At 53.8% G+C, this 13107-nt stretch carries 11 protein-coding genes and 1 pseudogene; 5 read left to right on the forward strand and 7 right to left on the reverse strand.

Annotation, left to right across the window (positions count from 1 at the left end; translation table 11 throughout):
- Positions 1-242 (forward strand): annotated as a pseudogene (locus H627_RS20330) (IS66 family transposase); the annotation flags it as partial.
- Between the two features lie 28 nt (positions 243-270).
- Entirely contained in the window at positions 271-3729 is a 3459-nt protein-coding gene (locus tag H627_RS17220; protein WP_152319376.1) for an LPXTG cell wall anchor domain-containing protein, read from the forward strand.
- A 72-nt stretch (positions 3730-3801) separates the two neighbouring features.
- Here the strand turns inward: H627_RS17220 and H627_RS0106060 are convergent, their stop codons facing one another.
- The 4 genes from H627_RS0106060 to pnuC form a co-directional block, all read right to left on the reverse strand.
- Positions 3802-5424, reverse strand: a complete 1623-nt coding sequence (locus H627_RS0106060; RefSeq protein ID WP_027828219.1) for an ABC transporter ATP-binding protein — start codon at positions 5422-5424, stop codon at positions 3802-3804.
- Between the two features lie 35 nt (positions 5425-5459).
- A complete protein-coding gene (locus tag H627_RS19995) occupies positions 5460-5681 on the reverse strand; it encodes a hypothetical protein (protein WP_152319375.1) in 222 nt (73 codons plus the stop codon).
- 81 nt (positions 5682-5762) lie between these two features.
- Complete coding sequence (locus tag H627_RS17225) at positions 5763-6506, reverse strand: deoxynucleoside kinase (protein ID WP_051225220.1); 744 nt, start codon at positions 6504-6506, stop codon at positions 5763-5765.
- Positions 6507-6525: 19 nt separating this feature from the next.
- Positions 6526-7266 (reverse strand): nicotinamide riboside transporter PnuC, encoded by a 741-nt coding sequence (pnuC, locus tag H627_RS0106070; RefSeq protein ID WP_027828220.1) that lies wholly within the window; start codon positions 7264-7266, stop codon positions 6526-6528.
- 366 nt (positions 7267-7632) lie between these two features.
- Here pnuC and H627_RS20895 point away from each other — a divergent pair, with 366 nt between their 5' ends.
- Positions 7633-7728 (forward strand): putative holin-like toxin, encoded by a 96-nt coding sequence (locus H627_RS20895; protein ID WP_027828222.1) that lies wholly within the window; start codon positions 7633-7635, stop codon positions 7726-7728.
- Positions 7729-8077: 349 nt separating this feature from the next.
- Here H627_RS20895 and H627_RS0106085 read toward each other — a convergent pair whose 3' ends face one another.
- A complete protein-coding gene (locus H627_RS0106085) occupies positions 8078-9748 on the reverse strand; it encodes a MutS-related protein (protein WP_027828223.1) in 1671 nt (556 codons plus the stop codon).
- Between the two features lie 197 nt (positions 9749-9945).
- Here H627_RS0106085 and H627_RS0106090 point away from each other — a divergent pair, with 197 nt between their 5' ends.
- Together H627_RS0106090 and H627_RS17230 are read left to right on the forward strand one after the other, a co-directional pair.
- Positions 9946-11721 (forward strand): ABC transporter ATP-binding protein, encoded by a 1776-nt coding sequence (locus H627_RS0106090; protein ID WP_027828224.1) that lies wholly within the window; start codon positions 9946-9948, stop codon positions 11719-11721.
- 13 nt (positions 11722-11734) lie between these two features.
- Positions 11735-12295 (forward strand): MarR family winged helix-turn-helix transcriptional regulator, encoded by a 561-nt coding sequence (locus H627_RS17230; RefSeq protein ID WP_051225221.1) that lies wholly within the window; start codon positions 11735-11737, stop codon positions 12293-12295.
- Between the two features lie 133 nt (positions 12296-12428).
- Here the strand turns inward: H627_RS17230 and H627_RS0106105 are convergent, their stop codons facing one another.
- Positions 12429-12719, reverse strand: a complete 291-nt coding sequence (locus tag H627_RS0106105; RefSeq protein WP_027828225.1) for a type II toxin-antitoxin system YafQ family toxin — start codon at positions 12717-12719, stop codon at positions 12429-12431.
- Entirely contained in the window at positions 12706-12984 is a 279-nt protein-coding gene (locus H627_RS0106110; RefSeq protein ID WP_027828226.1) for a type II toxin-antitoxin system RelB/DinJ family antitoxin, read from the reverse strand. Before H627_RS0106110 ends, H627_RS0106105 begins: the two co-directional genes overlap by 14 nt.
- Between the last annotated feature and the right edge of the window lie 123 nt (positions 12985-13107).

Here is a 13107-nt window from a genome sequence, read left to right on the forward strand (position 1 = left end):
CCGTCAAAGAACTGGTCATCGGTCGTAAAAATTGGCTGTTTTCGCAGAGCAAACGCGGCGCGACGGCTGCGGGGGTCATTCTTAGTCTGCTCACGACAGCACGGGCTAATCACCTCGATCCGAGTAAATATTTCAACTATCTATTCGACACAGTGCCTAATTTGCCGGCTCCCGGCGACATGGTCGCCTTGCAGGACTATTTGCCGTGGGCGCCGAAGGTGCAGGCGTTCTGTCACGAATAACAGCGGGTAAAGCAATGGTGCAATCTTCATGATAGAGGATTGCACCATTTTTGTCTTCACACCTATTTCAACGACCGCTTACAGTCAAGCAACAACACAAACAGAGGCTAATGTGCCAGCAGCAGAGACAAAAGCACAAGATGCCGCGAAAACGGCGGAGAATACAACGGCGGTTAAGTCTGCCATAAAAACTAATACATCAGTTTTGAACAATACAACCGCTCAGGCATCGGTACAGGCGCAATTACAGACAACTGATCAGACTGACCAAGTACAGGCTGCTGGTACGAAGGCGGCGGCTAAGCCTGCCGATTCAGCAGCAACGCCCCAACAGCTGGCCGCGACTGAGGATGATACAAAAGCAGATACCCAGAATGACGCCAAAGATGCCAAGACTGACACCAAGACAGATACCAAAGCCGATCCAAAGGAAACAGCTGATGACGACTATCAAACCGCTAAAGACAAAACCGACCACGCCAACGCGCTAGCCGCCAAGGCCAACCAAAGTGCGGCAGCACTGCAGGCGCTGCTGAAAGATCCTAAACCTGACGACACGGCTTGGCTGACGCAAGCCAACGCCGCGTTGAACGATTTAGCCAAGACGTCCAGCGATTTCACCGGCACCAAGATCAATACCGATGAGGTGGTCGCTGCTTACCAAGCCGCCCTTAATAATTTGCCGAACCAGCCCCAACCGAGCGCAATTCAGAAAGTCCAAGTGGGCAGCAAAGATGAAGCGGCGACATTGGCCAATTACAGCAAGCTGGTGGACGCTTATACCAGTCAAGTGAATACCATTTTGGCCAAAGTCAAAAACGGGCAGGCCAATTACACCACGGCCGAAGCGCTGCAAGCCGCGCAAAAGCAGTTGAAGGCGGCTGCTGATCAACTGAATGCGGCAATTAAGCAAGCTGTCGATAGTGCCAATAATGGCGATACCGCAGCAACCGAGCATGCCGTTACTGCGCCGGACACGACCGGCCGGACCCTGGACGACTACAAGCATGCCTATGACGATGCGTTAACCGCCTACAATTCGAATGTCGCTGTGTATAACGACACCACAATGGATCCGATGCAAAAAATCGATCCAGTGGGCACGAATCCAGATACCAGTACCACGCCCGATCCAACTAAGAATCCAGCCCAAACGGATTATGACCAGTTCAAAGATGAAGTCACCAAGGCCGCGGCTCAAAATAATGCGCACAACCACTATGCCGCAGCCAATGCGGCGTACAACAAGACCCAGACGGCTTTGACCGGTTTGGCGAGTACCGTTGGCGCCTGGCAAACGGCCGCTGATAATTACAACAAGATGGTCGCTGGTGTCAACGATGGCACACAAGTGACGACGGCCGATTTAACCGCTGGGCAGGCCGCTGTCACCAAAGCCCAAACGGATTTGGCGACAGCCGTCAACCAATTTGCCTCAGTGAATGACACGTATAACCAGGCACTAGCCGATTATCAAACGGCGCTCAATGATTACACCGCGAAAACCGGCAAAAATGCTCAAACGGCGGCGCTGGGTTATGGTTCTAGTGACGCGAATAGTACCTGGAATCAGTTCCAAAGCACGATCACCAAACTGCAAAACGACTTCACCGGGACAGACACCACAGCGGTACCGGCGCATAATGAAGCCATTATGCAGCAGAATTTGGTTAAATTTCAGGCCATCCAAGATATTGGTGCGGCGGCCCGCAACTTACAAGTTAAAGTCGAGCAGATTAACGCTGCCGCTAAGGCGCAGCAAAACGCGGTGGATACTTGGAATTCTGATATCGCCGCAGCGAAAGCCGACGGCCGCTGGGCTTTCTTCTTCGAGCAGCTGCATCTGGCCGGGGATGATTTAACGGCAAAGGATTACCAGTATATTGATGCGGTCAATGGCACGACGACACCGATTACCAGCACAACCGGTAAAGCGGATTATGGCAAGACCTACACCGATATTCAAGTTGGCCAGGCGATGGTCAATACGGATACTGATATTGCCAAGGATGCGACTAAGGCCAGTTATGCGTCTGCGGTCACTGCCTATCTCAAGGCAGTCAACGCCTACAATGCAACCGTGACTAAAGCGGAGGATAAACTCAGCACCGGCGATCCCACGGATGCGGCCACCGCAATCAAGGATGCCAATAATTTAAAGAACGGTCTGGAGGGCACGAATGGCTTTTCTGTCCAGTATCAGAAGCTGATCAAGACTTTAGCCGGTTTGGCGGCTGATCCGGATCAAAATGCTCAAGCTCTGAAAACCTTGGCTGATCCCCAAAAATTAAGTATGGATGGTTCAACTTCCCCTCAAAAAAAATATAATTCGAAGGTACAAACACTGATGGAAGCTGTGGTTTTTTCGTCAGGTACTTGGAATGATGCCTTACAGCAGAACTTTAATAATGCAACCTTCATTAATGACCAGACCTTTAACCCAACACAGTATACAGTGATCGATGACAAAGCCGCTCATCAGCTGTCAGCAGCGTCCCTGAAACGGATTTTTGAGGGCCAGTGGAACGACCTGGATTATAATCCCATCGGCTTCACGCTCCAGCCTACTTATACGCAGGATGGCAAAAAGCACTATTTAGCGGGGTATGGGATTTTCCAAGGAACCAATTCAGATGGTGATTTAAACGGTACAAATCAGATTTATACCTTCACGAGTGCAGATGCGGAACAAGAATTTGAAAAAAATGGATTGAAGCTCAGTGGTGATTCATCGCAAAATAGTTATGTGATTTTTTATTACCTGTCCGAGACCGATTACAGTCAGATGATCCCGACACCAACACCCGCCAAGGCGACCAATGTTAACCCGGTCAAGACACCAAGTCTAACGATGACGTCAGTATCCGCTTATGGCCCGAGTACAGCATTACCGGCACCCACAACGACCGATACGGTCACCGCGAATGGGCCAGCCTACCTCGCTGGGACACCAGCGACGCCTGATTATCAGTCGCCGGATAAAACGATCCAAGGGGCACCCACAATCACTTTGAATCAGCCCAAAGCACCGAGTACTCCGGGAACACCGGGCGGCCCCGGCCCGGGTACGCCAGACGATCCCAGTGCGCCAACGACACCGAGTGATCCTGGTACGCCAGGGGAGCCAAGTACCCCGGACCAACCGGGGACGCCGACGACACCAGGTCAGCCAGGCACACCAGTGACTCCTGGTCAGCCGAGTAAACCCGGCACGCCGATCACTAGCGGACAAACTAGTCAGCACGGCAGCCAGGGCGGGCAATGGCCCAATCTGACCAGCAATGCCCAGCAGGCAGGCCAAGTGCGGGGCAGCCGGCGGACACTGCGCCAGGTCGTATCGCTTCCTGGACACCAGCTGGCACGCACGCGGTTACCGCAAACCGGGGAGCACCGCAGCACCGGCTTGATGGCCATAGGTGCGGCCCTGATGGCTGTGTCCTTAGTCTTCGGCCGGACCTTGACCGTTCGCAAGCGGCGGCAGGATTAACAGAATAGACTGTTCCTTTTTGAACTAAAAAATCGAAGTCAGACTTGAAAAGAGTCCGGCTTCGATTTTTGATTACTGGTTAATGTCGTTCAGGGCGACTACCTGGTCCGCCAACGCCGCGATCTCCGGCCGCAGGTGATGGGTCACCATGAGGATCGTCAATCCCGGCATCGTCAGCAGGCTTTTCTCCAGGGCCAGACTGGCATCCTTATCCAGTGCGGACGTGGCTTCATCCAAGAGCAGAATTGGCCGGCCGCTTACCAGAGCACGGGCCAATGCAATCCGCTGCTTCTGCCCGCCGGACAGGTCGGTGCCGTTATGAGTCAAAACGGTCTCCAAGCCTTGGGCCAAGCCGTCAACGAAGGGGGTCAGGCCGACTTGCTGCAAAACCTGGGTCAGCTCGGCGGTTGGTACAGAGCGGCCGAGCGTAATGTTCCACGTGAAACTCGCATTAAAAATATACGGTTCCTGGGTCACATAGGCCAACTGGTCATGCAGGGCACCTTGAGGCAAGTCGCGATAATTCTGACCAGCCAGCGTGACGTCCCCGGTGTACTGGGTGATTTGTCCGCTGATGATACCCAGCAGGGTCGACTTGCCGGTGCCGGAGTCACCGGTTAGGATGAGTTTGCGGCCGACCGGAATTGTCAGTGATACATGGCGCAGCACTTTTTCCGGCCGATCGGCATAACCGTAGGTGACGTCGGTCAATTGCAGCGCGGTGGGCCGTGCCGACAAAGGATCAGCGGGCGTTCCCGGGACTGGTTTGTCCCCGGCACTGGCCAATTTATCCATGATCGGCCCCACCGAGCGGAATTCCCGCCAGTTGAAGGCGATCCCGCTGAGCTCAGCGAAGATCGTCCCGCCGAAGTACTGTACGCCGCTGATGGCGCCGACAGGCGTGAGCCGGCGCAGGATCAGCCAGCCGGCCTGGGCCAGCAAAAGCAGCTGGCTGAGAAAGGACAGGCCGTTGGTGCTGGCGTACATCGCCCCGCTGGCCCGGCCGAAAGCGATGTAGTGGTGATTCACATCCCGGGAGGCGGCCACGATTTTCTCCGCCAAGACTTTAGTCAGATTGGTCATGAATAAGGTGTCGAACCCGTTCAGCATGTCCTCCAGTACGTTGACCAGCCGCTCGTTGGCCTTGGTGCGGGCCAGTGAAGTCCGGTCCATCCAGGCCTTGAAGACCCGGGGGAAGATGACCATTGCCGCGGCAAAGACCAGGACGGTGACCAGCAGACTCCAGTGGAAGAAGAATAGGGTGGTGCCGCTGAAAATGATCTCGGCGATTTGCTGGATGATCATGAGCAGATCGCCGATGCCGTATTCGTTGATCGTACTGATGTCGTTCGTCAGCCACGAGGTATACGTGGCGGTGGTTTCGTGGTGGAAACCGGCATAATCCTGGGCGCCGAGGCGCTGGGCAACATCGGCTCGGATCAGCGTGTCGATTTCCTGAGTGAGTTTCGTTTTTTGGACGGTCTGAAAATAAAGCAGCACCGCGTAGCTTAAATCAGCGGCGATGGTGACGCCGACCCAGACAAAGAAGGGCCCGGCTTGGCGCTTCACGATCACGGTCAGCGCGGTGGCACTGCCGATGCCGCCCAGCGTCAGCAGCCCGGCGTTGACCACGATAATCGCGATGACGAGGGCCAAGCGCCCGCGGCGCTGGCCAAAATAATGCAGTAAAGACATAGAAGCATTCCTCATTTCTCAAATTCGATAACGGATCAGCAACTTGAGAAGTAAGCAGCGGAATGCACGGGTTTGCAGTCCGTGCGGTCAGGAATCCCCGGCGCCGCACGCAAAAAGCGGCGCAAATCATCACGATTCACGCCGCTCATCATTTTTACTGCATGATAATGATCGGAATTTAACGCTGCTCGGAAGGTGAGCGCTGAACTGTGGCTAATTTGAGGATGGTTCCTGTTCGATTGTTTTTCATCAGCCACAGTCCCTTCTATAATGTGCTCACTTGATAACTTTAGAATACCCATTGGCGGGGATAAAAGCAACGATTTGGTCTCAACTTTTTAACTGGCTTGGCTGTTCTTCAACACAGCCGTGACCGCCTGGGTTCGCCGCGCCAAAATCGTCTGATAGTCCGTTCGGGACAGCTTCCCCAGCGCCATCAATTTCTGCTCAATCTGGTCCAGCACATGCACCTTAGCCGCCGGATCGTTGACGAAATCATACTGATCCCGGTCGATCGTCACCATGGCCGAGCGGGTATAGCCCTTGGCCCAATCCACGTAAGCCTGGTTGACCCGCTGGTAGTAAGCGACCAAGTCCGGCTTGGTGTGGATGTCCTCCATCGCCCGGCCGCGCTTTTCAATCTCGCTGATCTCATAGTCCGGATCGATTTTCAGGTACACCGCCAAGTCCGGCATCCCGTTCCATGGGCTGCCGTTAACGTTGGCCTGCATTTCCTGGGACAGGGTGATGTAGATGTTGAAGTCCGTATCATCGATCTCGCCGTTTTGGTGGAGCTGAGAAGCCATGATGAAGTCGGATTCCAAGGATGAATCCATGACCGCGTTGGTTTGCGTCACGGCTTTCTTCAATTGCTGGTAGCGGAAGGTGAGAAAGGCGATCTGCAAAATCGTGCCTTCGGTCTTCCGGGTTTCTTTGCCTGCTGAATAAAATTTCTTCAGCATGTTGCTGATCATGACGTTATTTTCCACGTCTTCATAGTACGCCGGTGCTTGCAGATCCTGGGCGAGGATACGCGTCAGGGATGTTTTGCCTGCGCCGATACTGCCAAGAATATAAATCATTAATTATCGCCTCCGGACCTCAATGGGACTGGATTTCTTTCAAACCCAAGCGCTTGCGGCCGGCGTTGAACCAGGGACTGACGGTGAAGGCAAGAATGTCGTTGAGGACGTAAATACTGGAATTGATCGCCATGCCCAGACTGGCATCGCCCTGGGCAAACGTGACGGACCAGAGGATCAATTGAGCGATTCCACTGAACAGCCACCAGAAATACTGGTTGTTGTAGCGCAGGAAGCAGACGATGCCGCCGGTGAGGGAAATGGCGAAGGCCATACCGTCGTAAATCGGCCGGGGATCATTGGTGAAGCGGCCGATCAGGGCGGCACTGGCTGCCCAAACAGCGAGGGTGAAGAGAATCGACACGATCCATTCTTTGGCGGCGAAGGTCTTCAGGTGATCCTTCGTGTCGTCATTCCAGGTCCGCACACTGATCAATACCGGAATGTCCAGCGTGAGCACGTAAGCGGTCTGTTCAAAAATCGACAGATAGTTCTTGGCCGTGAAGCCAACAAACATGAAGCAGGCGGCACTGAGCAGACCCAACCAGCCGTTGACCGCTTTGGTTGCGTTGATTGCCAGGACACACAGCACGCCAAGCGTGGTGCCGATGAAGGTGATTACGGCGACGGGGGTGATCGGACTGTTCACCAGGGTCATGATCTGACAGCCCAGAGCGAACCAAAATAAATAGTAATTCTGCTGCGGCCAGCCTTTTAATTGATGGGCTAACCAACTGAAATAATTGCGGACTTGTGTCACATGAACCGACTCCTTTTTCAACTTGTTTTCAGAAATCCATTATAACCAGAATTGAGTTGAAAGAAAGGGTTGAAAACGCAATATGTATGTGTTATTGGAGGATAGACATACCATATGTTGTGTTTAGGCGTTATTGATTCTGAAAATCTAATCTTCAGTGATAGCGGCATATTTATTCACTGGTATATAACAAATCCCACTTCTGAGGAAGTGGGAAAACGCAGTACTGATGGCTATCTAGGCAGAAAACCGCTCAGATGGTATACTATTTGGGCAGAGCTTGCAGAGACGGCGGCTACATTCTGACTGCGGGAGGTGGTGTATTTTTGAAACCACTGTTTGACCACGGACAAGGAAGGGGTAGCCATGTCCACCGGGGACGCTTTACAAGTGATGGTTGCATTCGGGATTTTTGTCGTTGCACTCATCACGTTAGTGGTAAAGTTGATTGACCGAAAATAGGACGCAAAAATAACCGTCTCATGCTTGCTCAGGCCTAGACGGTTATTTCTACGTTGTTATGAGGGCCGCTTTTGAGCAACTCTGCGTTTCAGAGGGTATCGCCTGGAAAAGCGGTGCTCTTTTTCTATCCTCAGTATACAGGGTTGCTGACTATTTGTCACCAATCCAATTTGCCAAGTAACCGTCTCTAGCTGGGCAGCCAGACGGTTATTTCAACGTCGTATCATGTACCACTAGGGCCGCCATCAAAACGGCTCTGTGTTTCAGAGAGTACCGCTATGGAAAAGCGGCACTCTTTCGCTGTCTCTAGTATACAGACTTGCTGATTATCTGTCACCAGCGGGAATCGTCACTCCACCTGCGGCCACCGCTTGCTCTTTTCAAACGCCGTCGCCAGCTGATTGGCCTCCGTAATCAACGACTCCGGATAATCCATCGTCCCCAGCAGCGCGATCGCGTTGTGGGACGTCGCCGGTCCCTGGCGCAGCAGGTAGTCGAACTCGACGCCGTGGTCCTTTGTGACGGTTTCCTGGAAATGCCAGTTGTCGCAGGTCGCGGCCAGCATTTCGGTCAGTTCGTTATCGTGGGTGGCGATCATCACCAGGCTCGGATACTGGTTCAGCCAAGCCACCACACTGGCGGAAGCGGCGATGCGTTCCACGGTATTGGTGCCTTTGAGGATCTCATCCACGAAGCCGTAGCAGTGCTGGCCGGTGGCGACCAGGTCGAGGAGCCGTTTGATGGCTTTGATTTCTGCCACAAAGTAGCTGTCGCCCTGGGCCAGGTCGTCTTGGACGGCCATGGCGGTGATGACATTGCCGGGTTGGAGGGCGAAGGACTTGGCGGTACAGGTGTTGATCGTTTGGGCCAGAATGCAATTCACCGCCACGCTCTTCACATAGGTTGACTTGCCCGAAGCGTTAGACCCGGTGATGATCGTGTTTCGGCGCCAATTGACGGGGTTGGCTACGGCGTCCAGCAGCAACGGGTGGACCAAAGCGTCGGCGGTCACCGGGCCGGGGCGAAAGACGGGCTGGCAGGTATCCTGAATGGCCAGCCGGTAATTGGCAATGGCAATGGCGACTTCCAAATCACCCACACTCGCCCACAAATTCAGGGCGGCGTCATGCTTGTTTTGCAGCCGCTTGAGCACGAAGTTGTAGGCGATGAAGGGCAGCATGAAGAGACCGTTGATATAATCCATCAGCATCGCCATTTCATTGGCATCGGTGGTGCGAAAGGCGAAGGCAAACTCGGTGATCGCGGCGAGGGGCCGCAGGTTATCGCGAATCTCCTGCTGGACCGGGGTCTTGATCTTCGCCAGCTTCTGGGCAGTGACGATGGTCCGCACCAGATAGCTCATGGCGGTCAATTCGCCCTCCAGAGTCGCCTTTTCCTTTTGAAAATAAATGATATTGAACAGTGCGCTAAGCAGCAGAACCATACCGCTGGCGGGAATCAGGTTGGCGCTGCCCAGGGGAAAGGACACCCCCAGTACCACCAAAGAGACCAGCGGGATGGCGCCCATGATCACGTACTTCGTGATACCGTGCAGACTGCTCTCGGTGGTATGCAGTAGGTAGTTCTGACTCTGGTTGTGATCGACCCGGCCCAGCCGGGAGAAATCCTTCTGGACCTTCAGCCGTTCCTGGGGATGCTGGGTGAAAAAATCAATCAGCGGTTCGTTGACCGCGGCGTCACCGAAATTGAATCCGCGCAGCCGGCTGTACAGCCGCTCGGCGCCGATACTGGATTGGGTGGCGTTGATCTGCTTGAAGACGCGGAACATGTCCAGGTCGTGCCACGTGAGATCGTCAATGCGGCTGTCGTATTTGACCATCCGCCGCTGGGCTTCATAGGCCTCTTTCAAACTGGCTTCGGCGTTGCCCTGGTACGATTCGGGCAGCTCCCCCCATTCCCGGGTCAGCCGGCTGCCTAAGCGCTGATCGCTGATGTAGAGCCAAAAACCGATGAGGGCGATTAGGCCGATCACGATCAGTGCAATTGTCATGTAGTTCATGCTGCTCACCTGCCTCGTCCCACAGTATACCGGAAGCCGGTGCAGGGGTGGGAATAAATCAATCAAAAAAGATTTGTTAGTCTATGTTGACAGGGACTAACTATTCGAGTACACTGCTAATTTGTTAGTTAGATTAATCAGTAACTAACAAATAGTCCTCCCGGTTCCACCGGGACGTCAACAATGGAGGCAGTCGTATGCAGCGTTCAGCAGCACTCACTTCCCGCGCCCAAAACAGTGCGGGGCCAAAGAAATTTAATATGAAAAGCTTTCTCAAATTAATCAGGTCAATCAATCCCCACTATTGGGAACTCGCAGTGGGCCTAGGCCTGGGCCTGGTCGCCACCGCCGGCCAGTTACTGGTACCGACTTTGGCCAAGTCGCTGATCAACCAGCTGGGCCACGCCATCAACAATACGATGGTGGTCACGATTCTGATCCTGTTCATCGGCTCTGCGTTGGTCAGTGCCGTATCCGGCGCAGCCTTGGGCATCTTCGGTGAAGATGTGGTGGCCAAGCTGCGGGATAAGCTCTGGTCTAAATTGCTAGTGCTGCCGGTGACTTATTTCGACACCACCAAGTCCGGCGAGACAACTTCCCGCTTGGTCAATGATTCGACCCAGGTGAAAGACCTGTTGGCCAATTCAGTACCGCAAATGGTCACGTCGTTGTTCCAACTGGTGGGCGCGTTGGCCCTAATGCTGATGATGGATTGGCGGATGACCGCGATCATGTTTGCTGTCGTCCCGCTGTTCATCTTGATCTTCATGCCCGTGGCAACCCAATCCCGAAAGATTGCCTTTGCCCGGCAGGATAATTTGGCAGCGTTCAGCAGCGAAGCCAGCGATGTGCTGGGCGCCGTGCGGCTGGTCAAGTCGTCCAACGCAGAAGCCGTGGAAGGCCAGACTGGCCAACAGCGCATTCACCGGCTATACAAGTTGGGCATCAAAGAAGCCGTTTATGACGCCATCGCCCAGCCAATTACGACCACGCTGATGATGGGCATGATTGTTGGCGTATTGGCCTACGGTGCTAGCCGAGTTGTTACGGGGTCAATGAATATGGGTACATTATTTGCCTTCCTGATGTACCTCACCCAACTGATCGGTCCGTTCGCCACGCTGGGGCAGTTCTTCTCGGCCACGGCGAAGGCCAGCGGCTCCACGGCGCGCATCAATGAGCTGTTGAATGAACCGGAAGAAGCACGCCAAGGCACTCCCTTGACTGATATCGGTGGAGAGACTTTGGCGATGCAAAATGTGAACTTCGCCTACGAAGCCGATACACCAGTACTGAGGAATGTATCCTTCACTGCCGCCCCCGGTCAGGTGATCGCCTTCGCCGGTCCCTCTGGCGGCGGCAAGTCCACGATCATCAGCCTGTTGGAACGATTCTACACGCCGGATAGCGGGCGGATCATGATCGGCGGTCAAAATATCGCGGATGTTGATGTGGCTGCTTGGCGAGAGAAAATCGGCTTGGTCGGCCAGGATGCGACAATCATGGCCGGCACGATCCGGTATAATTTAACCTATGGGGCCAAACAGACGTATACCGATGAGCAATTGTGGCACGTCCTAGATATGGCGTACGCCAAGGACTTTGTCCAGGTCATGCCGGCGGGGTTGGATACCGAAGTCGGTGAACGGGGCGTTAAGGTCTCCGGCGGTCAACGCCAGCGGCTGGCCATCGCCCGGGCATTCTTACGGGATCCGCAGCTGCTGATTCTGGACGAAGCAACTGCCAGCCTGGACGCGGAGTCTGAAATGATGGTGCAAAAAGCCCTAAACAAGCTGATGCACGGCCGGACAACGATCGTCATTGCCCACCGCTTGAGTACTATCGTCAACGCGGATCGCATCTACTTTATTGAAAACGGTACGGTCACCGGCAGCGGTACGCACCAGGCGCTGGTCGCCAGTCATCCGGTGTATCGGCAATACGTACAGGATCAGTTCGGGCAAGTGGCTTGAGAAGGGAGATACCATGACTCAAACATCAGAAGTAATTCTCAAAACATTCGTTGATTTATTCCAAAAACGCTCATTCCGCGGGGCAATCGCCAGCGCCTATCGCTTTAATGGCGGCGCCGAGCAGCAACCCAACCAGATGCGGGCGCTGCAATTACTCGCCGATCGGGGCGAGCTGACTAACAGTGATCTGGTGGAGAGCTTGGATATTCGGCCGAGCTCGGTGAGTGTCTTGGTCCAGAAGTTAGAAAGTGCCGGTCTGGTCGCCCGCCATGCCGCCCCCGACGATAAACGGGTGCAGCTGATTGGGCTGACCGATGCCGGGCGCCAGTTCGTGCAGACAACGAAACAGTTGAAAAATGATCTGCCCAGCCAAGTTTTCAGCGCCTTAAACGATCAGGAGCAGGCAGATTTGCTGCATTTATTGCAAAAGCTGGACGCGGGGCTAGCCGATCAGGATGATCTGGATTGGCCAAAGGGCCGCCAGTTTGATGATATGCGGACTTGGGCCGAACGGTTCCGCAAGGCCGGCGGCTGGCACGGGTTTGGCGAGGGACCGCGGGGGTTGGGCCGGTAAAGCTGTTTGAGAATTTGACGTCGTTCTATCAAAAAGAAAGCCGGTATGCAGTTTGCCAAGATTTGGCGAACTGTATACCGGTTTTTTACGAACGTACGCGGCAACATGGTGTTAAAAGAGTTGACCAGCTACGTCATTTGCTAATCAATTCCTTGTGGCTGCCGGTGCGCACTAATACCAGGATGAGATCTTTTTTGACGATGCGATAGATGAGCAGCCAGTCCGGTGTAATGTGGAGCTCACGGTATCCGCGCCATTCGCTGCTGCTCAACGCGTGATCGTGGTATCGACTACGCAACAGCTCTTTGTGACCCTCTTCAGCAATAAGATTCACAACGGTGTGCAATTGCTGCATATCGTAGCCGTCTTTCTTGAGGCGCTTGAAGTCCCGGCGAAAGTGCGCAGTGTCTTTAGGCGTCAGCATTGTTCTGTTTCCACCAATCGTCTACCGATTTGTACGTCTTCAGTTTCTTGGAATCTTGTGCTTCAAGTAATGCAGCCATGGTATCCGCATTGAATCGCGATACCTGGAAAGGCAATGCCTGCTCACGCAAAGATTGTTTGAGGAAGAGGGTGATGGCCGTGGTCATGTCCATCCCAAGATCTGCGTACAGCTTCTGAGCGTCTTCTTTCAAGCTTTTGTCGACACGGAACGTGATTTGCCCTTTATCCTTAGTATCTGTTGCCATATTGATGAGCCTCCTTTTCGAAATACTCTTTTATGTCTATATTATACGCCCAGCGTAATCACATTGCACTGACACTGCATGACGATCGCTCTCACTAAGAAAAATATATCTGTAACAAGCAAT

This window comes from Schleiferilactobacillus harbinensis DSM 16991 (assembly GCF_000425885.1).
Taxonomy (GTDB): domain Bacteria; phylum Bacillota; class Bacilli; order Lactobacillales; family Lactobacillaceae; genus Schleiferilactobacillus; species Schleiferilactobacillus harbinensis.

Coding starts and splice junctions, on each gene's coding strand:
- H627_RS17220 (WP_152319376.1), top strand. CDS start 271: ATGATAGAGGATTGCACCATTTTTGTCTTCACACCTATTTCAACGACC.
- H627_RS17225 (WP_051225220.1), bottom strand. CDS start 6,506: ATGATTTATATTCTTGGCAGTATCGGCGCAGGCAAAACATCCCTGACG.
- H627_RS17230 (WP_051225221.1), top strand. CDS start 11,735: ATGACTCAAACATCAGAAGTAATTCTCAAAACATTCGTTGATTTATTC.
- H627_RS0106090 (WP_027828224.1), top strand. CDS start 9,946: ATGCAGCGTTCAGCAGCACTCACTTCCCGCGCCCAAAACAGTGCGGGG.
- H627_RS0106060 (WP_027828219.1), bottom strand. CDS start 5,424: ATGTCTTTACTGCATTATTTTGGCCAGCGCCGCGGGCGCTTGGCCCTC.
- H627_RS0106110 (WP_027828226.1), bottom strand. CDS start 12,984: ATGGCAACAGATACTAAGGATAAAGGGCAAATCACGTTCCGTGTCGAC.
- H627_RS0106105 (WP_027828225.1), bottom strand. CDS start 12,719: ATGCTGACGCCTAAAGACACTGCGCACTTTCGCCGGGACTTCAAGCGC.
- H627_RS0106085 (WP_027828223.1), bottom strand. CDS start 9,748: ATGAACTACATGACAATTGCACTGATCGTGATCGGCCTAATCGCCCTC.
- H627_RS20895 (WP_027828222.1), top strand. CDS start 7,633: ATGTCCACCGGGGACGCTTTACAAGTGATGGTTGCATTCGGGATTTTT.